This window comes from Mesorhizobium sp. M6A.T.Ce.TU.016.01.1.1, from assembly GCF_003997065.1.
Lineage (GTDB): Bacteria > Pseudomonadota > Alphaproteobacteria > Rhizobiales > Rhizobiaceae > Mesorhizobium > Mesorhizobium mediterraneum.
In genome coordinates this window covers 4,324-29,514 of record NZ_RZTJ01000034.1, presented here as the reverse complement: position 1 = coordinate 29,514, position 25,191 = coordinate 4,324, and the positions used below count along the sequence as shown (strand labels likewise).

Sequence of the window (25,191 nt, the reverse complement as noted above, 5' to 3'; positions counted from 1 at the left end):
TTCCCGGCAAGGAAAGCACACCTTCAGCGTCGCGGAAGTGATGCTACGCAACTTCGAGTCAATCTGGGAAACCAGGAATGGCGCCGGACGCGCGCGAGAGTTGCAGTAAGCCGTTCGGTTTTCTCGAGCTTGCGCAAATATGGTGAGGACGCACCGCTCAGGTTCGGCAGCGGAAAACACCGCTCCCGAATCTCGCGGCGTAAGCCTGATCGGTAGATCCACGCTGTGCGAGCTAGACTAGCGTGCTGCGCGTAAATCCGACGCCATCGTCGTCGTGGCTTCGGCCCGTTCTGCCAGTCCGTCTTCTGTGGGCGTCGTCTTTCAGATCCTCTAACCCCACCGCCAACTGATCGATCTACCGCGATGAACGCTCCAAACCGTTGGCAGCGAATCTGGCGCTCGAACTTGGCGATCCGTATCTGCTGCCGGCCAACCAGCGCGCATTCTCCGACGCCTTCGCATCGTGGACCGTGAGGTCGGCGGATTTCCAAACCTTAGCAGCTCGACTGCCAGGGCGACTAACGAAACTCGCTATCGGTGAGCAACAGTCTTGGAGAAAATGTTGATCACCACGACACCGCAAATAATCAGAATGATCCCCAATATCGCAGGCAGGTCAAGCGGCGACCTATAGACGTGAACGCTCACCATAGCCGTCAGCACCATGCCGACACCGCACCAGATTGCGTACGTGACACCCAGGGGAATCAATTTGAGGGCATGGGAGAGAAAGAACAACGCGACAATAAAGCTGGCGATGGCAGCTGCAGTAGGTCCAAGCTTCGTGAATTGCTGTGTTTTTGGCAACAGCGATGAACCGATGACTTCCGACACAATACCCAATACGAGGGCTCCGTAAGCTGTGACCAGAGGGTTCATACAGTCATTTTCCCGGGCGACGCCTGAAAAGCCTTAGCACAAAGATGTGCAGCCATGGGGTACGGCATTTTCTCGGCAACAGCGAGGTCCATTCGATTGGGGAGCGCCATGGGAATCCCATTGTCGTGGTCCTAACTCACAAGTCGCTATGGTTCCGCCCGGTCGCCACCGCGGGTACAAGCGCCTTCAGAACATCAGTCATGTTGAGCGTACCCACCCGAACTCCGTCCGAGTGTACCGCGAAGGATTTGTCGGCGACGCCATGGGATCGCAGGATCGCCCGCTCCAAGGTCTCGTCCCCGTCCAGGACTTCATAGCCGTCGTCCTCGGTGATCGTCTTCTCCATTACCGATCGGACGCGAAGGACGCGTGCGCGGTTGATATCGCTGACGAAGTCTTCAATGTAAGGGTCGGCGGGGTTGAGGAGGATGTATTGCGGCTCCCCCTGCTGCACGATCTCGCCGTCCTTCAAGATCACCAGGTGGTCCGCAAGCTTGAGAGCCTCATCGAGGTCATGTGTGATGAATACGACGGTCTTCTGGAGGTCCTTCTGCAGTTCGAGGAGAAGGTCCTGCATGCTCGACCGGATGAGTGGGTCCAGCGCTGAATAGGCTTCGTCCATGAGCATGAGCTCGGAGTTCGACGTCAGAGCCCGGGCGAGGCCGACGCGCTGCTGCATGCCCCCCGAGAGTTGGTGGGGATACAGCGCCTCCGAGCCCGCCAGACCGACCCTGTTCAGCCACTTGCGGGCCGTCTCGTCGGTCTTTGCCCGTCCGTCGCCGCGCACCGAGCACGGCATACCGGCATTCCTTAGGACTGTCTCATGCGGCAGCAGCGCAAACTTCTGAAAGACCATCGACATCTGAGTGCGGCGCAGCTGCCGGAGCCTCGCCCGATCGAGTTTCATGATGTCCGTCCCGTTGACTATTACCTCACCCGCCGTGGGGTCGATAAGGCGGTTGAGGTGACGGATCAGGGTCGATTTTCCAGAGCCCGAGAGGCCCATGATCACCGTGATCTCGCCTTTTTTGATCTCAACATTAATGTCGCGCAGCCCGAGCACATGGCCGTGGGCCTGCAGCATGTCTTTCTTATGCATCCCCGACTTCGCGTAAGACACCATGGCCGGCGCATTGTTGCCGAAGATCTTATAGAGGTTGCGGATTGATACGAAACTCTCGGTCATACTCATGTCCGCGACTGGTGCATCTTGTTGACGCGCTGGAGGGCAGCCCGGCTGACCCGGTCGAGCACAATGGCGAGGAGAACAATGCCGAGGCCTGCGATGAGGCCGACGCCGAGTTCAAGTTTGTTGATACCTCGCAGGACAAGGGTTCCCAAGCCAGGCGCAGACACCAGCGAAGCGATCACGACCATGGATAAAGACAGCATGATGGTCTGGTTGATCCCCGCCATGATGTTCGGCAACGCGAGCGGCAACTGGACGCGATAGAGCTTTTGCCAAGAGGTCATGCCAAACGCCTCCCCCGCTTCCAGAACGTCCTTGTCCACCAGCCGAATGCCCAGGTTAGTGAGCCTGATAGATGGCACCACGGCGTAGAGAATGATTGCTATGCCGTAGAGCTTCGGCTCCGTGACACTGAACAGAAATATCAGCGGGATAAGATAGACGAAGGTGGGCAACGTCTGCAGCAGGTCTAGAAAAGGCGTCAGCCAACGCTCCAACCGATTACTGCGTGACATCGCAATGCCGATAGGCACACCGAACAGGACGCAGATGAACGTACAGACCATTATGATGGCGAGCGTCTGCATCGCGTAGCCAAAATGGTCAATGAACGCCAACCCAAGGAACGCCACCAGCACGAACATCGTCACGCCGATGCGACGCCCGGCAAAATGGGCGATGGCGACCAGGATCAGGATCGCGGCCCACCACGGAAGCATTTGCATGATGTCGATGGCGTTACGCAAGGCCCAACTCAATGGCTGCGTAACCGGATCCAAAACCACTTTGATGGGATCTTTCACATTCAGGAACAGGCGTTCCAACCCGGCAGTCATGTCGCGGGTGCGAGGGATGGCGCCGCAGGCCTTGTGAAGGGCGTCCAGGGATGGAAACGGGAAAGATTCGGTTTGGTCGGTCCCCGCGGCGCCAGTCTTTGCAAGTAGATCGTCCATCGACATGGGGCCACCGATGGCGCCGACGTCGCACCACGACCGCAGTCCCAGCGAGTCAAAAGCTCTTTCGTACGCTGCCATGTGTCGCCTTAAATCGCGGTACTCCGGCAGCCGGGCTCATCAGCGCGTGGCACCGGAATTGGACGAGAGGTGCTTGTCGACGTGCTTGAGGTTGCCAAATCAGTGAACAGCCCGTCACGTCCATTAGGTGCGGAGTCCAAGTGAAATGATGGATCTCACTTCAGGACTGCCGCAAGCTTTTCCTTGGCTTCGGGGCTGAGCCAGTCCGCCCAAATCGTTTTGTAGGTGGTCAGAAAGTGAACCGCAGACTCATCGGCCGAAGCCTTCTTGCTATCCTGCCAAGCCAGGGTCTCGCTCATCTGCTCATTCGTGAAGGTGACCTTAGACATTAGCGCTGCTATCTCCGGCTCACGCTTCTCGAAATCCGTCGTCGCTGCCGTTACGACTTCTGCCGGCGGATAAGCCGACTTACCGGGTTTCTTGCAGGTTTCGACCGCGTTGCAGGCGTGGATCTCAGGGACGTACGGGCCAATGTCGACCTTGACCATCTTGTATTTGCCGAGCACGGATGTTGGACCCCAATAGTAACCGAACCAGGGCTGCTTGTTCTCGTTGGCCGCAGCTATCGCCGCTGCCAGCGTCTCTCCGGAGCCGTGATTAAAGACTTCGATGCCGTGGCTTTTCAGATCGAAGGCTTCCGCCAGATGGTCGTTGGTGATCTTACAGCCCCAGCCTTCGGGGCAATTATGGAATTTGCCGCCTACCCAGTCGGGATGCGCCAGAATGCCATCGATCTTCGCAAGTTCCGGATGTTCGTCCACCAGGTATTGCGGAACCCACCATGCATCAATGCCGCCGGGGGTGAGGACATGGCCCAACGTCTTGACTTTACCGGCGGCCAGCAATCCTGGATAAGCCGGCGCGCCGTTGAGCCAGAGTTCGGTCACGATGTCGGGGCGGCCGGTCTCTGCGACAGAGGTGACTGCCGTAGCCGTAGCCGATGGGACCACCGTGACCTTGCAGCCGTATCCCTGCTCCATCAGGAACTTGGAGACGGCGGTGACGATCGACCCCGAAGCCCAGTTCATCTCGGTAATGGTGACGTCGCCGCATTTCGCTTCGGCCGCGGACGCGGCGAGCGTTGCGATAAACACAGCGGCAGTAAGTTTAAGCGTGCGTGAGAGCATTGTCTTCTCCTGTTGGTTTTCCATTCCAGGCGATTCTCCTCGGCGGCTAGAGGCTACCGGGCCGGTTCCCCGCTTAGGAATTATAGGAATATCGAACATCTAACTAACGAATATAATTCGGGCCTGACATCGACTTTTTCGATGCCAAACCTAATGGTCGATGGCGAAGCGGGTCACGGCAGCCTCGTCGAAGGTGAAGCCTGTGCCGGGACGGACGGGTATGATGATGTCGCCATCCACGATCTTCATCTCTTCGCGGAACAGTGGGGCGTACCACGGCATGTGTTCAACGGAGATGCAATTGGCGGCAGAACCGGCAATGCAGAGGCTATGCTCGGTAAATATGTGAGTGGAAATCGGCAGGCTGTAAGCCTCCGCCAAGGCTGCAACGCGGCGCATTTCGGTCAGCCCGCCAATCCTCTGGAGGTCCGGCATCAACACATCTGCGGCGCGGGCCTCGATCGTGTTGCGGATACCAAAACGCGTCCACTCTGTCTCACCCGAGGCAATCGTCAGATCGAGCGCGTTGCGGACCTCGGCCTGGCCCACGAGGTCATGGACCGAGACCGGCTCCTCCAGCCAACCGATGTCGAGCTCCTCAAGCATCCTGCCAAGTCGGATCGCCTGCTTTGGCGTGAGCGCCTGGTTGGCGTCCGCGAGAAGTTCGATGGAGGGTCCAACGGCCTCGCGGACAGCCCTCACGCGTTCAAAATCCTCTCGCGGGTCGGCCTTGCCAACCCGCACCTTCATCGCCCGGAACCCCTGGTCCAGAAAGGTCGCCGCCTCATTAACCAGTTCGTCGATGTTCTGGGAAAGCCAGAGGCCGCCGCTGGCATATGTGCGAATGCGATCCCTGCAGGCCCCGAACAGATGATGGAGCGGCCGGTCCGCACTTTTGCCGATCAGATCCCAGCAGGCCGTGTCAAGTGCGGAGAGCGCCGAGATCGTGACGCCTGCATAACCGGTCGGGTTAATTTCGGACCAGATCGCAGAATTGATCGCCGTCACATAGTGAGGATCCTGGCCCACGATGCGATGCGAGAAGCCGCGCACCATCTCGTCGAAGGCTTTAAGCCGGACGGCGTTCAATGTGAAGATATAACTCTGGCCCACCAGCCCTACATCGGTTTCTAGATACACGAGCAGGCACCCGACGGAGCGCATATTATGAATGGCCGTGGTGATCGGATTGGCAAAAGGCACGTCCGTCAGTCGGGTCTTCAACGTGGTGATTTTCATGTCATCTCTCTGGCTTTGGACCGGAATTCAGGCGATCGTATCGCGCAAGGCTTGCACAGCGGTTTCGATAAATTCGGGCGCAATGACGTCAATACGAACGGCGACGAAGACTGTTCGTTGAAAGCGCGGAGCTCCCTCGACCAGATGCAGGCGGCCACATTTGACGTGCTGGGTCACGGACTCGGCCAGGAAATACCCGGAGCCGCCGTTAGCCAGGATATGATCCATTGCTACCGCTGAACTGCGGATAGTAAGCTTGTGGCTAAACACGCCAGGAAAATGCATGCTGTGCTGGGCTCGGAACGTTTCACCCCAATCCACGAAGACGTAGCCAGGAACAACGCCGCTTTGAACCGCACGTGGCTTGGTCGAAACCATCACGAGTTCTTCGCTGATGAGTGGCTCGATCCGTGCCTCCGCGCAATGACGTGGGTCGTAAAGCACAGCAATGTCGAGCAGTCCGGCTCGCAGTCTCTCCATAAGAATATCCGAGCGCTCGCTGATCGCGCTTGCGACGCCGTCCGGCAATGCCTTGGCCATGCATTCCAACCAGCCCGGCACGACGCGGGGCCAATGGTTATCCTCGACGCCCAAGGTGACGAAGGCATTAAGGCCTTCCGGCAGGGTGGCCACCTGCTGCCCGCGCTCCCAAGCGCGTACGATATTCACGGCGCTCGCATGGAACTGATGACCGCCCGTCGTAAGCGCCACTCCGTTGCGCTTACGGTGAAACAGTTGGCGGTTCAGCCTGCGTTCGAGCGCCTTTATCCTCGCACTAATGGTCGACTGGGTGACGTTAAGCTGGTCGGCAGCATGCTGGAAGCTACCGGCCGCGCCGACTTCTAGGAAAGCCCTGATGTGCTCGATGTTCAAGAAAATGACTTTCAAATCGAATTCTTCGATGTGACTCCGTAATTATATTCGTTTGCCACGTCAATCAGGGTGAGAAAGACTGCCTGGCCGAAAACCAGTCACAACAGCGCCTGCTCAGACATGCCAAAAACGGGCTGGCTGGCCACAACGGAGATATCTATGCGGATTGCATTCATTGGGTTAGGCAATATGGGCGGGCCAATGGCCAGCAACCTGGCACGCGCCGGTTACGAGCTTGCCCTGTTCGACCTCGATTCAAATAAGGTTGATGCCGTGCGGGCGACGGGAGCAGCGGCCGGCAACCATGCAATCTCGTCGGCCACCACCGCTGCCGAGGCGGCCTCCGGCGCCGATATCGCGTTCACATCGCTGCCAAACCCGAAGATCATCGAGGCCGTGGCGCTGTCCGAACAAGGCATTCTCGCCGGGCTGCCGAAAGCCTCCGTCTGGATCGACCTTTCGACCAACAACTTGGAGTGCGAGCGACGCATCCGCGCCGCTGCCACCGACCGGGAGATTGCGTTTCTCGATGCACCGGTTACTGGCGGGATTGAAGGAGCAGCTGCCGGAACCCTGATGATCATGGTCGGCGGCGACAAGCATGTGTTTGCGCGGTGCAAGCCGGTTCTGGAAAAGATTGGCAACCGGATCATGCATCTTGGCCCTCACGGAGCTGGCTACGTGGCCAAGATTTCGCAGGTCGTGCTTTGCTACCTAAACTCGGTGGCGCTGAGTGAGGCGCTGATGCTAGGAGTAATGGGTGGGGTTCCTGCTGCGACCATGCTCGGAATCATCCAAGGCAGCACCGGAGCGAGCTATGTCGCGGACCGCTACGGCCCGGCTATTCTTGACGGAAGTTACGATCCCGGCTTCGCGCTCGGCCTTGCACACAAAGATTTGGTCCTGACCCTGGAGCTGGCACGAACTGTCGGCGCCACGTTGCCCATGTGCGAACAGGTTGAGGCGATCTACAAAAAAGCCGTCGATCAGTACGGTTTTGACCAGAACCACCTCATGGCGGTGAAGCTCTTGGAAGAGCAGAATGGCACATTTCTCCGCTCCATTTGACAATAACCGATCGAAAGGAAAACCAATGGCACATGAGATGAAAGCCGAGGACTTCAGCGTCCAGGGCGGCCATGCGAACATCTCCAAGGAAGAGTGGGAAGCGCGAGTCGACCTCGCTGCCCTGTACCGTCTGGCGAATATTTACGGCTATGACGACCTGATCTGGAATCACATCACGATGCGGGTGCCAGGCACCGATCACCAGTTCCTGCTGAACCGCTTCGGCCTGCTTTACAACGAGGTCACGGCGTCGAACCTGATCAAGGTCGACGAGCAGGGTAAGGTTCTATACGGCCCGCCAGACGTCAATACCGCCGGTTTCGTCATCCATTCAGCAATTCACAACACCCATCACGACATGAAGGTGGTGTTCCACAGCCACGCGCCGGCCGGCCTGGCCATCACTGCGCTGCAGGATGGCCTTGAGTTCCTTACCCAGGATGGCTCGATGCTTTGGGGCGACATCGGTTATCATGATTGGGAAGGACTGTCCCTCACACTCGAGGAGCGGGACCGCCTCGCTAAGAACATCGAGGGCAAAAAATGCCTGATCATGAAGAACCATGGATTCCTCGCGGTGGGTGCTACCGCCGGTGAAGCCTTCATGAATCTTTATTACACGGTCCGTGCCTGCCGCGTGTTAATTGATGCCTATTCTACGGGGCTCAAGCTCGACAAGAGCCGTGAGGACATCTGGCGCCTGGCGCACCGCCAATATGACGATTTCCCGCTCGGCAAATATGAATGGCCCGCCCTGTTGCGCCAGTGCGACCGGGTTGATCCCTCGTACCGTTATTAATCGAACAGCTTGAATCCCCGGCAGGCACTGGCCGGGGTTTCCAGCGCCTACTCGTCTGCAGAAGCCTTGCACGGAGGTCGCATGGCCAGCCCTTGCATCCGCGCGAGCCTATTCTCCTCCCAGGGGCGCCAAAACCATGACCATCCTGTTGAACAACCATGGCTACGACAATGAAAGCTGGCGAAGGGAACTTTGCCGCCAGCTTCCTGAATTGCCTGTCAAAGTGTTCGGTGAACCGATTGATCCCAATGAGGTCGTCTATGCGATGGTCTGGAACCACCCCGCAGGTGACCTTAACCGGTATCCGAATCTCAAGGCAATTTTCTCACTCGGCGCCGGGGCGGAGCACTTCGTGGCAGATCCTACCCTACCCGACGTTCCCGTGATCTTGCTCGCGGATCCGGCCGTCGCCCGCGACATGGCGGCACACGCCCTCTATTGGGTACTGACATTTCACAGGCGTTATGCGGACTATCGATCACAGCAGAAGGACCGGATCTGGCATCGTAAGCAGATCGTCCCCACGAGAGAGTTCCGGGCGGGCGTGTTCGGTTTGGGTCGCATCGGCACGGAAGTCGCTAGCCGCGTTCGCGATTTTGGATACGCTGTCAGCGGGTGGGACCGCAGCGCGCGACAGATCGAAGGGGTCAACTGCTATTTCGGAACGGATTCCCTCCCAGAGTTCCTGAGCCGCATCGATATCGTTATCAACGCCCTCCCACTATCCCCGAAGACGCGGCACTTTCTCGATGAGAAAATATTCTCGGCCATGCCCCCGGGCAGCTTTTTTGTTAACATCAGCCGCGGCGCGGTCGTCTATGACGAGTCCCTGCTTGACGCTCTCGACCGCGGCCATCTCGCCGGCGCCGCGTTAGATGCATTCGCCCAGGAACCGCTTCCTCTGGAGCATCGCTATTGGACTCACCCGCAAGTGTACATCACGCCGCATGTGTCGGGGGCCACATTTGCATCGAGCGCAGTTGATGTAATCGCCAACAACGTGCGCCGTCTTGAGCGCGGTCTTGACGTCGTTCCGCTGTTCAACCGGGAGGCCGGCTATTAATACTATCGGAATAACGCCATGCCCTTGTTAGGAGCGAAACCGTGTCAGGGCGTGTGTCGCCGGCGTTAGGTCGTGGCGTTTATACACCGAGATACCTTCCGGCCGAAAGATTGCGCGCTTCATGAGGCGCTATCTGATGCGTCTCGCGGAAACACCTCGAAAAATGGGAGGCAGACACGAAACCGCAAGACACCGCAATTTCCAAAACCGGCATCGACGACTGGGCAAGCAGGAGCTTCGCGTGTTCCAACCGCAATTCCCGAAAGTAGCGGCAGGGCGAGCGACCGAGGTCATTGCGGAACAGACGTTCAACCTGGCGCCGCGACAGCCCCGCAGCCGCCGCGAGGTCAGCCATGGTAAGCGGGGTAGCCAAGTTTCTCTGCATCAATTCGATGAGTTTCACGACCGTGGGGTTGATCCTGCCATGCTGACGCAGCAGCGGCAGTCGCTGACGTTCATCGCCAGTTCGGACACGCCCAGCCACAGCAAGCTCCCCAACATTGACTGCGACAGGCTCACCGCAATTCAGTTTTACAAGCTCGACCAACATATCGAAGGCTGCCGTGCCGCCAGCACAGGTCCAGATATCATTGTCGACCTCATAGACGGTCGCCGCCGCCTCTACGCGCATGAACCGCTCCTTGAATGCCGGCAATTCCTCCCAATGGATGGCGCATTTGCGGTCATTAAGCATACCAGCTTTCGCCAAAGCAGCGACACCGCTTCCAAACCCGCCTATGGCGATCCTGCGCTGCCTGCATTCGCGCAGCCATGCGCTCAGCACTTTGGTTTCACGACCTTCATCAGGCTCATCCCCGCAGATCAGTGCCAGTGCGGGTCGTTCAAGCTGCTGCAGATATCTGCGTTCTTGGGCCAGGTCGGCGTCAGCCGCGACAACAATACCGCAACTGGCCCGCACGGCTTCGCCCCAGTGGGAAACCGTACGCCATCGAAAGGCTTCCCGTGCGGCCGCTTTGTTGGCGAGGCGAAAGACGTCCAGAGCAGACGACAGAGCGAGCAGTTCGAACCCGTGCGCCAAGTAAACGGCGACGGTAACTGGCTCATTGGCGCGAACGGACGCCCAAGCATCGCGGGACCAGTGGTGGACCATGTCAGACTCTCCGCCATGTTCTATCAGCGACACGGCATAACCGGCTCGCGCCCTATTTGAGCGATTGGGAACATCCGCGAAAGGACGTTTGCGTCGGCATGACAGTAGAGTTGCGACAAGGCCCCGGTTCACCCACGAATCAGGCATCAAGGCTTGCACGGGACTCTGCCCCCTTGTCTGTCGGGTTCCTCCTGCTCCATCGGTTTACCCTCGGCGCATTTGCCAACTTCGTCGATGTGCTACGCTTGGCTGCAGACGACGGAGACCGGAGCCGCCCAATCCGCTGCCAGTGGCGCATCATTTCACCCGACATGTCGCCGATCCTGTCCAGCTGCGGCGTTGCAATCTCACCCCATGAAAGGATTGGAGACCTTCGCCGCTTCGACTACCTGGTGGTTGTCGGCGGGGTTCTCGAAGAAGAAACCCTCCTGGTCGACACGCGCTTCGACGACCATCTTCGACACGCTGCCGAGGCAGGCATACCACTCGTAGGGCTGTGTACGGGCTCATTCGTTTTGCGCCGCGCCGGCCTGATGAACGGCTACAAGTGTTGCGTTAGCTGGTTCCACAACTCAGATTTCCTGCGACTTTTTGATGGCCTACAGGCCGTTTCCGACCAAATCTACGTCGTTGATCGAGACCGGCTGACCTGTTCGGGCGGCGCGAGCGCCGCGCATCTCGCCGCCTTTCTCGTCGAGAGGCATCTCGGCAAAGCCCTGGCCGCCAAAAGCTTGCGAATTATGATGTTCAACGAGGCGGCCAAGGGTGAGACGGCGCAACCGACCGGACGCCTTGAGGTTGTCGTTCGTGACGAAGTCCTGAAACGGGCTGTGCTGCTGATGCAACACCACCTGGAGGTCCCCCTGACCATCGCTCGCCTCGCCGGCAAGCTCAAGCTCAGCAGACGGCTGATCGAGCGCCGCTTCCGGTCAGAACTCCGTACCTCTCCACAGGCGATCTACACGCAAATACGGCTCGATCATGCACGTCATCTTTTGCAGAGAACGCCCAAGTCGATTTCCATTATCGCAGTGGAGTGCGGCTTCTGTGATGGGTCGCACCTTAGCCGGGTATTTCGCAGTTACTACCACAAGACGCCTCAAGATTTCCGGTCCGGGAATGGCGTATCGGCGTTATCCCAGGACATCTGCTAGGCATCGCAGATTGGGATAGCATCGAAGGCGTCACAGATCGGGACTTGCTTGTGACAAGGGGTATGAGCCTAAGGGATAGTCGTCGACAAAACCTCGCGACGCGCATCGTCTGACACATCAAGGATCACCGCATTGAGATCGAGATTGATGGCCTTTTATGCAGGCGATTGCGGCTCGACCAGCTCGGTTGAGCCTGATATGTCCCGTCCGCACCAGATTCGCTTGCTCGATCATATCCATTGCGGTGGCGGAAATCCTGGCTGAGGCGGGCAGCCCGGCACGGCTGATGCGCGTCGGCAAACGAGCCTGAGAGCGCCGGATCGCTCAGCCCACGCCACATCTAGCAGACAGCGGTTTCGCAGGACAGGTGTTGCCCGGGCAAACCCTCTGGCGAGCTAGCAATTCCCGGATCGCGTTGGATTCCTTCACGATTAGTTTAAATCGCACGATCGTTCCTCTGGATCCTGGTCTCGTCTGTGAAGGTGCATCATCGAGAAAGCCGATGTTAGACCGTAATTATATTCGTTAGTTAATGATCCGCTGGTGCGATATTCCTTGTTTTCGGTGCCTGCCTGCTCGGCGGCGAGAGAGCAGATGGCGGTCCGTGTCGAAAGTGCGCCCACGGCGACGTGCCGGATCAACCAAGGGGAAAGCGGCCCGCTGCAAGGGAAACCGCTCAAAGGAAAGGGAGGAACAGATCATGACTGATACCACAGGCAATGTGAATCGAAGGGCCTTTCTCAAGAACGGCGCAGTGCTCGGCGGGGGAGCTTTCGCCGCGGGCATGCCCTTGTCGCAAGCCATATGGGCGGCCGAGGGCAAGGTGCTCAAGGTGCGTTACGCTAGTGATATCGCCAAGCTTGATCCGGCTTTCTATTCGGGTCCGGTCGATGTGAACGTGGCGAACTGCATTTATTCGAAGCTCACATGTTACAAGCCGGGCTCCGAATGGGGCTGGGAGCTGGAAGCGGCAGAAAAGATCGAGCAGGTCGATCCCACCCATATCCGCTTCAGGTTGAAGAAAGGCATCAAATTTACGGGCAACTACGGTGAACTGACCGCGAGGGATGTCAAGTTCTCTTTCGAGCGCGTGATCAAGCACAATTCGCCGGTCAAGCCTGATTGGGGTTCGTTTGACCATGTTGAAATCGAAGATGACTATACTGGCGTGATCGTGCTCAAGTCGCCCTTTGTTCCGCTCTGGTACACCGCACTGCCCTTTGGCGTTGGCACTATCGTCTCAGAGAATGCCGTGATGAAGGCAACAAAGGACGGCGGTGATTTCGGGATGAAGCCGCCGGCTTTCTCCGGCCCGTATGTGCTCGCCGACTGGAAGCCGAACCAGTATGTGCTTCTGACCCGCAATCCGGACTGGTCGGGTCCGAAGCCTGGCTTTGACGAAATCCGAATTATTCCAATTACCGACGAGAAGTCGGCGGAACGGGCTTATCAAGCTGGTGACATCGATTTCACTCGTGTCAGTCTGGATTCACTTGCGACGTTCAAGAGCAATCCGCCCGCCGAGACCAAGATCGAAGATCATACTTCGCTCTATTACGCCTGGGTCGGCATGAACATGGATCACCCGAAGCTGAAGGACATTAATGTCCGCAAGGCAATCCAATGGGCAATCAATGTGCCGCAGATTCTAGAAGCCGCGTATGGCGGACAGGCGGAGGTTGCGACAGGCGTCATTCCTCCAGGGATCGTCGGGCACCGCGACAAGGCGCTCGTCCCACCGGAAGGCGATCTCGCCAAGGCCAAGGCGTTTCTGGACAAAGCGGGTGTCAGTGGTCTAACCCTGACAATCGACTGTACGAACGATAGCACTAATTCGACCATAGCCCAAACGGTACAAGCGCAATTGTCGCAGATCGGCATCGCGGTTGAGGTCAATGCCCAAGATTCTGGGTCGTTCTGGACGCTTGGCATGGAATCGGAAGGCGCGCGGTGGAAGGACGTACAACTCATTGTCAATGGTTTCTACAGTTTACCAGACCCGTATTACCCGGCGTCCTGGTTTGTGCAAAGTCAAGTAGGTGTGTGGAACTGGGAGCGTTTCCGAAGCGAGCGTTTTGACGAGCTCAGCGGTAAGGCGGTCACCATCAGCGACCCCAACGAGCGGGCGAAGCTTTACTATGAGATGCAGGACCTCATGGAAGACTCCGGCGCCTACCGGTTCCTGACCCATGGGGCCAATCCAGTCATGTTCCGCATCACACAAATGCAGGCCGCAACTACCCCAGATGGGAACCCGCTATACATCAATTTCAAACCAGTTTCGGCTTGAGTTGCGGGTCGGGCGTAGGTATGTGGTTTTATCTCTGTCGGAGGCTGGTCCTGGCGATCGCAATCATTGCGATTGCGGTGACGTTATTGTTTTTGATGATCCGAGCGGTGCCCGGCGATCCTGCCGCGGTTCTACTCGGCCCGCGGGCGACGCCTGAGATGAAGGCGCTGTTGCATCAGCAGATGGGGCTCGACAAGCCGCTTGTCGTGCAGATCGCTACCTTCTTCGGCGGGCTGCTTCATGGCGATCTCGGCTTCGACGTATTCAGCCAGAGGCCTGTTGCGGACATTGTCTTCGAGCAACTGCCTTATACGATCCAACTGATCCTGGTCTCCATCTCCTGTGCGGTTGCGATAGCCGTGCCGCTCGGTTGCTACTCGGCCATGCGGCGCAACTCCCTGGTCGACCAGGTGGCCGGCGTCGTGACGGTCGCCACAATCGCCATTCCTTCCTTCGTCGTGGCGGTTTACGCGCTGCTGATTTTTGCGGTGACGCTGCGCTGGTTGCCAGCGATCGGGGCCGGCAATGGCTTCTGGGATGGACCCATCCATCTCGTCCTTCCGGGCTTCGCAATAGGGATTGGCTGGGTCGGCTACATTTCCCGGCTGGTACGCGCATCCATGCTTGAGGTTCTCGGGGAAAACCATGTGCGCATGGCTCGCTCTTTCGGAATCTCGGAATGGCGCATCGTCGCGCGCTACGCGCTGCCTCTCGCGATTCTGCCGACCGTGACCATACTCGGAGTAGGTATAGCGTGGCTTCTTTCGTCGGCTGTCTTCATCGAGGTGGTTTTCGCGAGACCTGGCATCGGGGCTTTGATTGTCAACGCGGTCCATACGCGCAACTACCCGATTGTGATGGGCGTCGTGCTGGTCAGCACCTTCCTTATCGTTTCGGCTACGACGCTCTCGGATGTAATCAACGCGTTCCTCGATCCGCGAACCCGGGAAAAGCTCTGACATGGCGATCGTTGAAAGCATTCTTCCCGAAACCAACGATGCAATGGCTGCCGAAAGCTCTCGCACCTTTTTGCGGCAGTTTCGACAAAACCTTCTGGGCATGCTCGGAGCAGTTCTTGTCATATTCATAGCAGCAACCGCGATCTTCGCTCCGCTGATGATCACGCATGATCCGATCAGAATCATGGTCGGGCCGCGTCTTGCTGGCCCTTCACTCGATTTTCTGCTGGGCACGGACCAACTGGGCCGTGATACATTCTCCCGCGTCGTCATGGGCGGCCGCATCCCGCTCCTCGTTGCCTTCGCCTCTCTCGGCAGTTCACTGGCAGTCGGTCTAGTCCTTGGTTTGATCGCGGGCTTCGGTCCCCGCTGGCTCGACAATTTGCTACTGCTTGTCTTCGATACGATCCGGTCGTTTCCGAGTATTATTTTCGCGCTGGCCATGATCGCCCTTCTGGGACCAAGCTTAGCGAGTATTATTCTCGTCATCGCGATAACGTCCATGCCCATTTACGCGCGTGTGGTGCGCACCCAGACGGAAGCGCTGCGTAGCAGTGAATATATTGCGGCAGAGCGCAGCATGGGGGCCGGAACAACGCGCATTCTCGCCGTGCACGTACTCCCCAATGTCCTCGGCCCGCTTCTCATTCTGGTGAGTATGGACGTGCCGGCCGTCATCGCCGTAGAGGCGGGTCTCAGCTTTCTCGGCATGGGCGTGCGGCCACCGACGCCCGATTGGGGAGCTATCCTCAACGACGGCTATAGCTACATTAACCAGACCCCTTGGCCGGTGATAGCTAGCGGCATCCCGATCGTCCTCGCAACGCTCGGCTTCACGTTCCTGGGCGAAGCGCTGCGCGACATATTCGATCCGAAATTGCGGAAAGACCTATGAGACGCAAAGATCCGAAAACGCAGCTCTCGTCAAGCCGCGCGCTTCTTGAGATCCGTGACCTAAATCTCGATTTCGGCACGCCGCGGGGGCGCGTCCATGCCCTGCGCAATGTGTCGCTCGATGTGCCAGCCGGACAGGTGGTTGGCATCGTCGGAGAAAGCGGATCTGGAAAATCGACACTCGCCTACACAGTGATGGGCCTACTTCCAGAGAATGCAGATGTGACATCCGGCAGCATTCTGTTCGAATATAAAGACCTGCTCAAAATGCCAACTCAGGCGCGTCGGGGACTGCTTGGCGATCATCTTTCGATGATCTTCCAAGACCCGATGACCGCACTCAATCCCGTGCGGACCATCGAGAGCCAGATGATCGATGTCCAGCACCACGAGCAAGGAAGCTGGGGCGAGAAACGCGCCCGTGCCATCGACATGCTTCAACGGGTCGGAATTCCCGATCCGCAAAGCCGTATCGGCGCCTATCCGCATCACTTCTCAGGTGGCATGCGTCAGCGCGTTTGCATTGCCATGGCGCTTCTTGTGAAACCGACGCTCCTCGTCGCCGACGAGCCAACCACTGCGCTCGATGCAACACTGGAAGTGCAGATCATTCATTTGCTCAAGGATTTGCAAAAAGAGATCGGTTGCTCTGTGCTGTTCGTTTCCCATCATCTCGGTGCGGTTGCTGAGCTGTGCGACCGGGTCGCCGTGATGTATGCTGGGGAAGTGGTTGAGCAGGGAGCTGTCCGGGACATCTTCCATAATCCTGCTCACCCCTACACACGCGCACTGCTGGAGTGCGATCCCGGGCGGATCAAAAAAAGCACGCGCACTTTGCCGACCATTCCGGGCGAGGTGCCCAGTCTCCTAGGCACCAAGGTAGGGTGTATCTTTCGGACACGTTGCCGGCAAGCGTTCGATCGCTGTGGGCAAGAGAACCCGGTCGAGTACCGCATCGGCGTAGACCAAGTCGCCCGATGCCATCTCCTCGACAAAGAACTGTTGGTTTCGGTATGAGCGCGCTGCTCCGGGTTGAGGACCTGCGGGTACGTTTCCGCACTATGGGTCCGCTTAAGGCGCTCGCAACCGGGACGAGAGCCCCTTTCATTGACGCGCTATGTGGTGTGTCCTTTGAAATCCGCAAGGGCGAGACGCTGGCCCTTGTCGGTGAAAGCGGCTCGGGCAAATCCACTATCGCGCGCACGATCATCGGCCTGCAGCGGGCTGTGAGCGGCAGCATCAGCTTCGATGGGCAGGAAATTGAGGAGCTCAGCGGGGCTGAACGCAAGCCCTATTTGCGGCGCATGGCGATGATGTTCCAGGATCCTATCGGCTCACTCTCGCCGAGGCTGACAGTGCGATCGCTTCTCACAGAGCCCTTTCGCATCCATGGGCTAAAGGATCGCGATGTCGAAGGGGAAGCGGAGCGACTGCTTCGAATGGTCGGCTTGTCGGCGGAATTTGCTCGTCGCTACCCCCATCAGCTCTCCGGTGGTCAGGCCAGGCGCGTTGGTATCGCGCGTGCTCTTGCGCTAAGTCCGGACTTGCTTATTGCCGACGAGCCGACCGCAGGCCTCGATGTTTCGGTGCAGGGCGAGGTGCTCAATCTTCTCGCGAGGCTTCAAACCGAACTTGGCATGGCGATCCTGATCATCACTCACAATCTCAATGTCGTACGCCACATGACCGATCGCATGGCGATCATGTATCTCGGCCGCTTTATTGAGGTCGGCGCGACCGAGCGTATTTTCGATCAACCGCGACATCCCTACACCGAGGCGCTGCTTGCGGCCAATCCTGAGCCTGACCCAGATGCGGTGCTCAACAGGATCGAGCTCAAAGGTGAGGTGCCGAGCCTCATGAGGCGGCCATCCGGCTGCGAGTTCCACACCCGTTGTCGTTACGCGCAGGATATCTGCAGCCGCGTCTTCCCCGAACCTTCAGCGGGCCAAGAGGATAAGAAGCACAGCTTCAGATGTCATTTTCCGATTGCGGGGGACATCCTCCCGACCTCGGAACGTCCCAAGCTCTCTATAGGCAAAACGCGCTTCCGCTAGCGCGCCCATTTGTCTCTGCCATCGGTGATCTGAAGATAGCAACCAGAACGCTGACGAAGTGACTCGTACACTTCCAAGGATCCCGTGAACTTACACCAACTGAAAGGCCGACTGAATGTTGCTTGCCTCAATCCCAAATCCCGACCTCTTTACTGGTAGCGACAACAAGCCACGTTGGGCCTCGCCCGACCACCGCCGCCATGGCTGGCACAACCTCCACAGGCTCGCCCGCTACAGTCTTTCCTTCCGCGCACCATCGGTCTTTCCATTGTTAAAGCAGCTTGATTGGGCGATCGGGGCTCGGCCCGAGGTCGCGCGTTTCCTCGCGATGCAGCATTTCTCCGCCTTCGTCGTGGTCAAGGGCAACCACGTCCTATATGAGGCCTATGCCCCCGACTTTGGTCCCGATAGGACGCAAAGCATTCAGTCAGTGACGAAGACCACGCTGAACCTTATGCTCGGCCGCGCAGTCGCCGATGGCTTGGTGGATCTCGACGAGCGGATTGGCACTTACTTGCCAGAGATCGGCACGGGCTACGCGGAGGCGACTGTCAGGGCAACAGCCGATATGAATGTCGTCAATGACTTTACCGAGGACCTCAGCGATCCCAATACGAAGTGGTGGTCCATGGAACGCGCCATGGGCTGGCGACTGCCGCCGGAGGGCGAGAAGGAGGGTACAATCCGCTCCTTCCTCTGTGGGATCACCAGCGACGATGTTGTGAACCGCACCGGCCAGTCGCTCTACAAGTCGACCAACAGTGAGATCATCGGCTGGGTAATTGAGCGTGCTAGCGGCCGGCCGCTGCGGGAGTGGTTGATCGAAAACGTCGAGGCAGCCGGTCTTGAGGGATGCTTGCACATTACGTGCGATCGCGAGGGCGTGCCGCTGCTCGACGGCGGTGCTTGTCTCTCTGCTCGCGATCTGGCGCGCCATGGTCTGCTCTTCGCCCGCAAAGGCGAGGGTGTTGACGGTCGCCGCGTAGGCAATGCCGACTTCATTGAAGACACCCGTCACAATCCTGGGCCTTCTTACGGACAGAAGTCACTTCGCTATAGTCGCCAAATGGTAACCGACGGCACCTGGCTCGGCCACGGCGGTTGGGGCGGTCAGTACATGGTTGCGAATCCAGATACCGGAACTGCCGTTGTCTACTTAAGCGTGCTCGAGAACTGGAGCGCCTGGGACTGCAACTTCGCTGACCAGCTCACGGCAATGATGGCTGATCTTGCTGCAGAGTTGTGAGCTGCTCGGCATCTCGCACTGAAGGGCGGAGGTTTCACGTTCGACGCCCAACGGAATAACCTTCGCGGGATTCAGCGGCGGACGTAGGAAAACCGAGAGTGTGTTCAAAACTGGGCGGATTTGCCCCAATGCACAAAAAACGAACATCGGTAGGGCTGTATCTGTACGCCGGCAACTTGGCTCAGTCGAGCAAGATTCGGCGATTAGGCTTCGATGTTGTGAGCTGGTCAAATTCATGGAGGCGTTGGTACCGAGGATGGGAGAGTAATTGAGATGGGCCTGTTTGTCGAACCGCTTCCAAGCGAAAACCGGCTGCCGTCGAAAGTTGACGTAGTTGTTGTCGGTGGCGGGATCGTTGGCGCGAGTGCGGCGCTCTTTCTGGCGAAGCGTGGCGTTAAGGTGGCGTTATGCGAGAAAGGGAATATTGCAGGGGAGCAGTCCAGTCGCAACTGGGGCTGGGTAAGGCAGGGTCAGCGTGACCCTCGAGAATTCCCTCTGATGATCGAAAGTCTGCGTCTCTGGGAACGCATGAATGAAGATCTGGAGTCTGAGTCGGGATTCCGCCGAGCCGGTATTCTATTCGCGTCCGATAGCGATGAGAACATTGCCCAAAATGAGGCATGGCTCGATGAGGCGCGTCAGCATCAAATCGAGGCTCGTATGGTTTCTGGCTCAGAGCTTCAGCGACTTACACCCGGAGCGGACAAACGCTGGAAAGCCGGGCTTTTTTGCGCAACCGATGGGCGGGCCGAACCGCACCTGGCTACGACCGCGATCGCATTAGCTGCCCGCCGCAGTGGAGCTTCGGTGCTCACTAATTGTGCTGTGCGTGGATTGGAGTTGAGCGCCGGCAGTGTGTCTGCCGTCATCACCGAACATGGCCGAATTTGTTGCTCAACTGTCGTAGTAGCGGCGGGTGCGTGGTCTCGTCGCTTTCTCAAGGATCTCGATATAACGTTGCCTCAGTTGAAAGTCTTAGGAAGTGTGATGCGCACATCTCCGGTCGAGGGCGGCCCTGAAGCGGCGCTCTGGAGCACCGAGTTTGCGTTGCGCAAACGCATTGACGGCGGCTACACTATTGCCAATGGACACGCCAGCGTCGTCTCGATTGTCCCCGACAGTTTTAGATTCTTCGCCAACTTCTGGCCAGCCTTGCGATCGGATTTTAAGAACTTGAGGTTGCGCGTCGATGATCGATTCATAAAGGAATGTTCGGAATCGCACCATACACCGCCCGACCGAATTTCGCCATATGAGAGGACCCGCGTCCTCGATCCAGCGCCAGATAAAGCAAGTCTGCGTAGAACGTTCGAGCGATTGAAGAAGGCGTTTCCGGTCTTTGCTTCAGCCACGGTTGTTCAGCAATGGGCGGGGTTGATTGATGTGACCCCTGACGCAATCCCAGTCATCTCACAGGTTGATGCTGTCCCGGGTCTCATAGTCGCGACAGGATTTTCTGGCCATGGTTTCGGCATAGCTCCGGGCGCGGGGCGCTTGGCTGCTGATCTCGTCAGAGGCACTCCCCCCGTCGTTGATCCCACGGACTTTCGTTTTTCTCGGTTTACCGATGGGACGCGTGTGAGACCGCTAACGGGCGTTTGAAGGGAAGACATAAAATCGGGAAGGTGCTCGCGCAGAAACGGGCTGCTTCATCTTGCAGAAGCAGAACTCTAACGACGCAATACGGAGGAGGCCTCAAGGAGGGAACGATCAAAGTTGCAATTTGTTCTACGACATTTCCGGCGCTTCTGTGCGTCGCGCCGAAAAGATGAAGCGACACTGCCGAGCAAAAGATCTTTCAAAGGCCGTCATTTCGACCGAGCCTGCGCGATCTGGAGGAGATGATGGCCGAACGCGGCCTGAACGTCGACCATTCGACCGTGCACCGCTGGTCGTTCACTTCTCGCCCCAGCTTCTGGAGCGCTTCAACGGGCGCAAGCGCGCCCTCACCGGCAAGTGGCACATGGACGAGACATGCATCAAGATACGCGGCGAACGGATGTATCTCTATCGTGCCGCTTCTTCCAGAAAGCCCTGGAGCGCCACGGCAGACCGGATCGCATCTTCATCGACGGTAGCCCGACCAATCATGAGGCGATCATTTCCTGCGACGCCGAACTACCGTCTGCGGAATCGATCGCGACGAGCGCTGAAGCCGATCCGCTCCGCAACAGCAAGTACCTCAACAATCGAGACCGAGCAGACCATCGGCACATCAGCGCCGCGCTGGGTCAACGCTCGGCTTCAAGTCGATGGCCGGTGCCTATGCCGTCCTTTCCGCGTCTCGAGATGGTTCACATGATGCGCAAACGGCAGGCAAGGGGCGATATCGTCGCCGAGTTAAGCGGCGCCGCGGCGGCCGAAGATCTTGCAGCGGTGCCCGGGCGCGCGCGGCAACGAAGGCTGTGGAGTTGCACCGAGAAGCGCTCGTTGGTCGACATGGCGGATGCGGCGGGGTCATCGGTGACCGAGGTCGCGGAAGCATTCGGCGTAGCTCCGTCACAGCTCTATGCATGGCGCAAGCAGATGGCCGGCGGCGAGCTTGATGCCGATCGGGCGATGGCGATCTTCGCACGGATCGACGTGAGCGATCGCCAGGTGTAGAACGCCCCGTCGCCGATTGCCCGAACCCAGCCTTGCCGAATTCGCCGATGCTTTTCCGAGGCAGCTTTCCGGCGGCATGGCGCATCGCGTCGGCATTGCCCGGGCACTCACCGTCCAGCCCGAAATCCTTGTGCTCGACGAGCCGCTGGGGGGCGCTGGACGCCATGACCAAGATCGCATGCAGGAGGAACTGGCGCGCATCTGGAGAGAGGAGAACGTCACCATGGTGATGGTCACCCATGACCTGGAAGAAGCGATCTATCTAGTCGACCGGGCGCTGATCCTGCCCAAGGACAAAGGCGGCGCGGCGCGATTGATCGACATCGACATGCCTCGCGATGCCGTCAGCAACTCCTGCGCGCGCTCATCAAGGACGTCGTGGCGGACGTCGATGACGAAGCGCGCGATGTGATACTGACCATCTACTGGCATGGAGCCCAGCACTCGCAGGTGCGTGTGCGCAAGCCCAAATCCGGCGAGCATGGGCAGCATACGCCCGAAGAAGCCCTGGCGATCATGCGAACCATGGCAACGCGATGGTCCGACGCCGATATTGCCGCACCCTCAACCGCATGGGCATGCAGACGGGCCAGGGAAAGACCTGGACCGCCGGCCGCGTCCGGTCGCTTGCGCACGGTGCACAAGATCAGCGGCTACCGATCTTCCGACAAGAATGGCGGGGGGCTCACCATGTCGGATGCGGCCGGGAAGCTCGGCGTGTCGCACGTGAAAATCCGCCGTTCATCAGGGATGGCCTCTTGCCGGCCGAGCAGGTCATGCGCGGCGCGCCCTACCAGATCCGCGCCAGCGACCTCGAAGACGAACTGATCAAGGCCGATTTGGCGCGCAATACTCCGCGTCGCATCGACTACGACAACCAGGAATCGCTGTTTTCCGCCATTTGAAGAGGGGGTGCATAATGGATCAGTTTTCGCTCTCGGAAGAAACTCCTGGCTGTTCTGCGGTTCCGATCGCGGCGGACAGCGCGCTGCCGTTCTCTACAGCCTGATCGTCAGCGCCAAGATGAACGATATCCCCGCAGGCCTGGCTCGCCGACGTCCTCGCCCGACTGCCCGCCTATCCGGCACATCGGATCGATGATTTGTTGCCGTGGAATTGGAGATCCGCAAAACTGCGACCCAACCAGCTGCGGCCTGATCATGCAGCGCAATAAGGTGCATCACGTCTACACCGTCGAACGTGTCGCCTGGGAACTCGGCGTCAGCGAAGCGCTCATCCACGAACTGCCCCTCGCTGCCGAGCCCGAGGACGGCGTCATCTGGGTGTACGGCGCCAATGATGACAACGGGATCTTGGCCTTCACCGATGAAGGCATCGAGGAGCTCAAACTCCTCCTCGAAGAATATCATCGCGTCTCCCCATCGAAAGCTTGACCCCAGCACTCCGGTGCTCAGGTCCTCATGGCCGCCGGATACGCACGTCTGCGGCCTTCAGCGGATGCGTATGTTGCGTCTGTCGTTCGCTGAATGGAAAGAACTGTCTGCGGAGGCACATCTCCATCATGCAGGGCCAGAAGATGATCGCCGACTTCCTTGTCCGCCGACGTGAGCCGATGATTTAGGCGGAGAAAATCCATCCATGTCGGCGTGCGGAATGTCTCCGTCCAAAGCGAGGGCGTTTGAAGGTTTCGCTGAAGCGTCCAGTTTCGAGCACCGGCACGGCTCTGAACATGACGCCGGGTCCGCATGTAGCCCAGAAAGGCGTCAATGTTCTCCTCAGGTATGGAATACTCGGTTTTGGCAACGATAGGGCCACTTCTCGGTTTCAGATCGAATGCCAGTTCCGGCGGATGGAAGCCGGAACTCTCTTGATCCGTTTCTTCCCGGGGTCCCACCGGCAACACTATTCCCGCAACTGCCACCAGCAACAGGGCTAGTGCGGCGCCCTCCAAAGCCCATGTCAACGAGTAATTCTGCGCGACAGAACCCCAGATCCAGCTGCCGGCTGCCATACCGCCGGCGCTCAAGGCGTAGTAGATCGAGAGCGTGCGGCCAACAACCCACCTAGGGCTTGCCAGCTGCACCGACAAGTCAATGCCCGTCCAAGTGACTAGCCAACCCGCCCCACCGAGCGCTAACGAAATGGCCGCCGCGGCAATCGAAGAAGTAACTGCAAGGCAAAGGCAACATGCTGCACAAGCGACGGACGCGAACGCCACCAGCCTGTTTTGAGACGTGATACGCCTTAGGTAGCTGTTGCTCATGCCAGCGATGAAAGCACCCATGCCGAAACTGGCTAATAGGACGCCATAGGCGATTGGGCCGCACTTCAACTGATCCCGGACGACGAGAGGGAGCAGCGCAAAGATCGCTATACTGGTCACCCCGAAAAGAGCTGCTCGGGCGATCGCCGCCCTGATCTCCAAGGACATCGCCGTGAAGCGCACGCCGTCATGAATTGCCGTCGTCATCCTCTCGCGAGGGAGAGGAGAGGAGCGGACTTGCCATTTGGTGCGCCATATTGCGCTTAGAGGGATTAGATCACTGAGCGCAGCCAAGGCGAAAGCGGCCAGAGGTCCGAAGAAGGCCATGATCACGCCGCCCAAAGCCGGTGCGATGCTGCGCACGATGTTGTACCCGACCGACACAAGCGTCACCGCGGCGGGAATGTCGCGCTTATCGAGGATATCGCCGACGGAAGCATGCCAAGCCGGATCGGTTAGCGCAAAGCCGCAGCCGGCCAGGAAACTCAGTCCGAGTATGAACCAGGGGCTGACAAACCCCAGCCCGACAGAAATCATCAGCGTCGTCGATGCCGATGCTATGAGGCAGTGGCCCGCAAACATCACCCACCGGCGGCTGAAATTGTCGGCGATGGCTCCGGCAAGGATCGAGAGGAAGAACACCGGCAATGTCGAGGCAGCCTGAACAATCGCAACCATCAGATCGGAAGCCGAAGTAGTTGCCATCAGCCAGCTGACGGCAACCGTTTGCACGAGCCAACCCAGGCTGGATATTTGTGTGGCCGTCCAGATCGTGCGAAACACCGGGTTCCGAAATGGAGCGAGCGTTGCTGAAATAGGCAGCTGGTGATCTTCGCGCTGCATGATGTCTGACTGCCTTCGACTAAGCGTTCACTTCGGTAACGGTTGCTGGAGTAATGTGACAAACAAGCTGAAATTGAGAGTGCGGTCGCGTCCAAAGACTTCAATTGTTGATGGCAACCACAGCTGAGGGTTCTGTCGCAAAACGGAATGGCAACCCATATCTGGCACGAAGGCCTCTCTTTTTTCGGGGAGCTCGCTTGCTATGTTCAAAGGCCGTCATTTCGACCGAGCCTGCGCGATCTGAAGGAGATGATGGCCGAACGTGGCCTGAACGTCGACCATTCGACCGTGCACCGCTGGTCGTTCACTTCTCGCCCCAGCTTCTGGAGCGCTTCAACGGGCGCAAGCGCGCCCTCACCGGCAAGTGGCACATGGACGAGACATGCATCAAGATACGCGGCCAACGGATGTATCTCTATCGTGCCGCTTCTTCCAGAAAGCCCTGGAGCGCCACGGCAGACCGGATCGCATCTTCATCGACGGTAGCCCGACCAATCATGAGGCGATCATTTCCTGCGACGCCGAACTACCGTCTGCG

The 25,191-nt window shown here is 58.4% G+C and carries 21 protein-coding genes and 5 pseudogenes; 18 read left to right on the top strand and 8 right to left on the bottom strand.

All coding sequences use genetic code 11. From position 1 onward, the window contains the following. Window positions 1-531 precede the first annotated feature (531 nt). The 6 genes from EOC94_RS31330 to EOC94_RS31305 form a co-directional block, all read right to left on the bottom strand. Window positions 532-879: an SMR family transporter gene (locus EOC94_RS31330; protein WP_127295379.1), complete on the bottom strand. Its 348-nt coding sequence runs from the start codon at window positions 877-879 to the stop codon at window positions 532-534. Window positions 880-1,015: 136 nt separating this feature from the next. Further along, window positions 1,016-2,071 (bottom strand): betaine/proline/choline family ABC transporter ATP-binding protein, encoded by a 1,056-nt coding sequence (locus EOC94_RS31325; RefSeq protein ID WP_196815426.1) that lies wholly within the window; start codon window positions 2,069-2,071, stop codon window positions 1,016-1,018. Next, a complete protein-coding gene (locus EOC94_RS31320) occupies window positions 2,068-3,102 on the bottom strand; it encodes an ABC transporter permease subunit (RefSeq protein WP_127295377.1) in 1,035 nt (344 codons plus the stop codon). Before EOC94_RS31320 ends, EOC94_RS31325 begins: the two co-directional genes overlap by 4 nt. 155 nt (window positions 3,103-3,257) lie before the next feature. After that, a complete protein-coding gene (locus tag EOC94_RS31315) occupies window positions 3,258-4,253 on the bottom strand; it encodes an ABC transporter substrate-binding protein (protein WP_245465697.1) in 996 nt (331 codons plus the stop codon). 126 nt (window positions 4,254-4,379) lie between these two features. Further along, complete coding sequence (locus EOC94_RS31310) at window positions 4,380-5,468, bottom strand: mandelate racemase/muconate lactonizing enzyme family protein (protein ID WP_024505666.1); 1,089 nt, start codon at window positions 5,466-5,468, stop codon at window positions 4,380-4,382. Between the two features lie 27 nt (window positions 5,469-5,495). After that, window positions 5,496-6,356 (bottom strand): LysR family transcriptional regulator, encoded by an 861-nt coding sequence (locus EOC94_RS31305; RefSeq protein ID WP_050580551.1) that lies wholly within the window; start codon window positions 6,354-6,356, stop codon window positions 5,496-5,498. A 144-nt stretch (window positions 6,357-6,500) separates the two neighbouring features. Here EOC94_RS31305 and EOC94_RS31300 point away from each other — a divergent pair, with 144 nt between their 5' ends. The 3 genes from EOC94_RS31300 (at window position 6,501) to EOC94_RS31290 (ending at window position 9,271) form a co-directional block, all read left to right on the top strand. After that, complete coding sequence (locus EOC94_RS31300; protein ID WP_127295375.1) at window positions 6,501-7,409, top strand: NAD(P)-dependent oxidoreductase; 909 nt, start codon at window positions 6,501-6,503, stop codon at window positions 7,407-7,409. 25 nt (window positions 7,410-7,434) lie between these two features. Next, on the top strand, window positions 7,435-8,208 hold the full coding sequence (locus EOC94_RS31295; protein WP_127295373.1) for a class II aldolase/adducin family protein: 774 nt from the start codon (window positions 7,435-7,437) through the stop codon (window positions 8,206-8,208). A gap of 136 nt (window positions 8,209-8,344) precedes the next feature. Then, on the top strand, window positions 8,345-9,271 hold the full coding sequence (locus EOC94_RS31290) for a glyoxylate/hydroxypyruvate reductase A (RefSeq protein WP_024505670.1): 927 nt from the start codon (window positions 8,345-8,347) through the stop codon (window positions 9,269-9,271). A gap of 79 nt (window positions 9,272-9,350) precedes the next feature. On the opposite strand, the gene EOC94_RS31285 is transcribed toward EOC94_RS31290, so the two are convergent. Next, on the bottom strand, window positions 9,351-10,382 hold the full coding sequence (locus tag EOC94_RS31285; RefSeq protein WP_032899787.1) for a GlxA family transcriptional regulator: 1,032 nt from the start codon (window positions 10,380-10,382) through the stop codon (window positions 9,351-9,353). Window positions 10,383-10,555: 173 nt separating this feature from the next. Here EOC94_RS31285 and EOC94_RS31280 point away from each other — a divergent pair, with 173 nt between their 5' ends. The 14 genes and pseudogenes from EOC94_RS31280 (at window position 10,556) to EOC94_RS31220 (ending at window position 22,980) form a co-directional block, all read left to right on the top strand. After that, on the top strand, window positions 10,556-11,536 hold the full coding sequence (locus tag EOC94_RS31280; RefSeq protein ID WP_245265426.1) for a GlxA family transcriptional regulator: 981 nt from the start codon (window positions 10,556-10,558) through the stop codon (window positions 11,534-11,536). A 700-nt stretch (window positions 11,537-12,236) separates the two neighbouring features. Continuing rightward, window positions 12,237-13,826 (top strand): ABC transporter substrate-binding protein, encoded by a 1,590-nt coding sequence (locus EOC94_RS31275; RefSeq protein WP_127295371.1) that lies wholly within the window; start codon window positions 12,237-12,239, stop codon window positions 13,824-13,826. 20 nt (window positions 13,827-13,846) lie between these two features. Further along, window positions 13,847-14,785, top strand: a complete 939-nt coding sequence (locus EOC94_RS31270; protein ID WP_024505673.1) for an ABC transporter permease — start codon at window positions 13,847-13,849, stop codon at window positions 14,783-14,785. A gap of 1 nt (window position 14,786) precedes the next feature. Further along, a complete protein-coding gene (locus EOC94_RS31265; RefSeq protein ID WP_206616876.1) occupies window positions 14,787-15,680 on the top strand; it encodes an ABC transporter permease in 894 nt (297 codons plus the stop codon). Continuing rightward, window positions 15,677-16,696 carry an ABC transporter ATP-binding protein gene (locus tag EOC94_RS31260; RefSeq protein ID WP_024505675.1) on the top strand — a complete coding sequence of 340 codons (1,020 nt, stop codon included), beginning with the start codon at window positions 15,677-15,679 and terminating at the stop codon, window positions 16,694-16,696. Before EOC94_RS31265 ends, EOC94_RS31260 begins: the two co-directional genes overlap by 4 nt. Then, the gene (locus EOC94_RS31255) at window positions 16,693-17,736 is read left to right on the top strand and encodes an ABC transporter ATP-binding protein (protein WP_127295369.1); all 1,044 of its coding nucleotides are present in this window, start codon (window positions 16,693-16,695) and stop codon (window positions 17,734-17,736) included. The genes EOC94_RS31260 and EOC94_RS31255 overlap by 4 nt, the downstream gene beginning before the upstream one ends. A gap of 115 nt (window positions 17,737-17,851) precedes the next feature. After that, window positions 17,852-18,982 carry a serine hydrolase gene (locus tag EOC94_RS31250; RefSeq protein WP_024505677.1) on the top strand — a complete coding sequence of 377 codons (1,131 nt, stop codon included), beginning with the start codon at window positions 17,852-17,854 and terminating at the stop codon, window positions 18,980-18,982. A gap of 273 nt (window positions 18,983-19,255) precedes the next feature. Beyond that, window positions 19,256-20,584: an FAD-binding oxidoreductase gene (locus tag EOC94_RS31245; protein ID WP_127295367.1), complete on the top strand. Its 1,329-nt coding sequence runs from the start codon at window positions 19,256-19,258 to the stop codon at window positions 20,582-20,584. 221 nt (window positions 20,585-20,805) lie between these two features. Beyond that, window positions 20,806-21,304 (top strand): annotated as a pseudogene (locus EOC94_RS34915) (DDE-type integrase/transposase/recombinase); the annotation flags it as partial. Beyond that, window positions 21,281-21,586: a transposase gene (locus tag EOC94_RS35280; protein ID WP_024505894.1), complete on the top strand. Its 306-nt coding sequence runs from the start codon at window positions 21,281-21,283 to the stop codon at window positions 21,584-21,586. The pseudogene EOC94_RS34915 and the gene EOC94_RS35280, both read left to right, overlap by 24 nt. 31 nt (window positions 21,587-21,617) lie before the next feature. Further along, window positions 21,618-21,998: pseudogene (locus tag EOC94_RS31235) on the top strand (ATP-binding cassette domain-containing protein); the annotation flags it as partial. Further along, a pseudogene (locus tag EOC94_RS34905) lies at window positions 21,923-22,491 on the top strand (helix-turn-helix domain-containing protein); the annotation flags it as partial. The pseudogenes EOC94_RS31235 and EOC94_RS34905, both read left to right, overlap by 76 nt. Window positions 22,492-22,519: 28 nt before the next feature. After that, window positions 22,520-22,760, top strand: a pseudogene (locus EOC94_RS31225) (transposase domain-containing protein); the annotation flags it as partial. Further along, window positions 22,747-22,980, top strand: coding sequence for a hypothetical protein (locus EOC94_RS31220; protein WP_127295365.1), 234 nt, complete (start codon window positions 22,747-22,749; stop codon window positions 22,978-22,980). The pseudogene EOC94_RS31225 and the gene EOC94_RS31220, both read left to right, overlap by 14 nt. A 17-nt stretch (window positions 22,981-22,997) precedes the next feature. Here EOC94_RS31220 and EOC94_RS31215 read toward each other — a convergent pair whose 3' ends face one another. Then, window positions 22,998-24,653, bottom strand: a complete 1,656-nt coding sequence (locus EOC94_RS31215; protein ID WP_127295363.1) for an MFS transporter — start codon at window positions 24,651-24,653, stop codon at window positions 22,998-23,000. A 231-nt stretch (window positions 24,654-24,884) separates the two neighbouring features. Between EOC94_RS31215 and EOC94_RS31210 the strand changes: the two are divergent. Continuing rightward, window positions 24,885-25,191: pseudogene (locus tag EOC94_RS31210) on the top strand (IS6 family transposase); the annotation flags it as partial.

Bases quoted from the DNA above. Each gene is read 5' to 3' on its own strand.
- EOC94_RS31330 (WP_127295379.1), bottom strand. From the start codon at position 879: ATGAACCCTCTGGTCACAGCTTACGGAGCCCTCGTATTGGGTATTGTG.
- EOC94_RS31325 (WP_196815426.1), bottom strand. From the start codon at position 2,071: ATGAGTATGACCGAGAGTTTCGTATCAATCCGCAACCTCTATAAGATC.
- EOC94_RS31320 (WP_127295377.1), bottom strand. From the start codon at position 3,102: ATGGCAGCGTACGAAAGAGCTTTTGACTCGCTGGGACTGCGGTCGTGG.
- EOC94_RS31315 (WP_245465697.1), bottom strand. From the start codon at position 4,253: ATGGAAAACCAACAGGAGAAGACAATGCTCTCACGCACGCTTAAACTT.
- EOC94_RS31310 (WP_024505666.1), bottom strand. From the start codon at position 5,468: ATGAAAATCACCACGTTGAAGACCCGACTGACGGACGTGCCTTTTGCC.
- EOC94_RS31300 (WP_127295375.1), top strand. From the start codon at position 6,501: ATGCGGATTGCATTCATTGGGTTAGGCAATATGGGCGGGCCAATGGCC.
- EOC94_RS31295 (WP_127295373.1), top strand. From the start codon at position 7,435: ATGGCACATGAGATGAAAGCCGAGGACTTCAGCGTCCAGGGCGGCCAT.
- EOC94_RS31290 (WP_024505670.1), top strand. From the start codon at position 8,345: ATGACCATCCTGTTGAACAACCATGGCTACGACAATGAAAGCTGGCGA.
- EOC94_RS31285 (WP_032899787.1), bottom strand. From the start codon at position 10,382: ATGGTCCACCACTGGTCCCGCGATGCTTGGGCGTCCGTTCGCGCCAAT.
- EOC94_RS31275 (WP_127295371.1), top strand. From the start codon at position 12,237: ATGACTGATACCACAGGCAATGTGAATCGAAGGGCCTTTCTCAAGAAC.
- EOC94_RS31270 (WP_024505673.1), top strand. From the start codon at position 13,847: ATGTGGTTTTATCTCTGTCGGAGGCTGGTCCTGGCGATCGCAATCATT.
- EOC94_RS31265 (WP_206616876.1), top strand. From the start codon at position 14,787: ATGGCGATCGTTGAAAGCATTCTTCCCGAAACCAACGATGCAATGGCT.
- EOC94_RS31260 (WP_024505675.1), top strand. From the start codon at position 15,677: ATGAGACGCAAAGATCCGAAAACGCAGCTCTCGTCAAGCCGCGCGCTT.
- EOC94_RS31255 (WP_127295369.1), top strand. From the start codon at position 16,693: ATGAGCGCGCTGCTCCGGGTTGAGGACCTGCGGGTACGTTTCCGCACT.
- EOC94_RS31250 (WP_024505677.1), top strand. From the start codon at position 17,852: ATGTTGCTTGCCTCAATCCCAAATCCCGACCTCTTTACTGGTAGCGAC.
- EOC94_RS31245 (WP_127295367.1), top strand. From the start codon at position 19,256: ATGGGCCTGTTTGTCGAACCGCTTCCAAGCGAAAACCGGCTGCCGTCG.
- EOC94_RS35280 (WP_024505894.1), top strand. From the start codon at position 21,281: ATGATGCGCAAACGGCAGGCAAGGGGCGATATCGTCGCCGAGTTAAGC.
- EOC94_RS31220 (WP_127295365.1), top strand. From the start codon at position 22,747: ATGCAGCGCAATAAGGTGCATCACGTCTACACCGTCGAACGTGTCGCC.
- EOC94_RS31215 (WP_127295363.1), bottom strand. From the start codon at position 24,653: ATGCAGCGCGAAGATCACCAGCTGCCTATTTCAGCAACGCTCGCTCCA.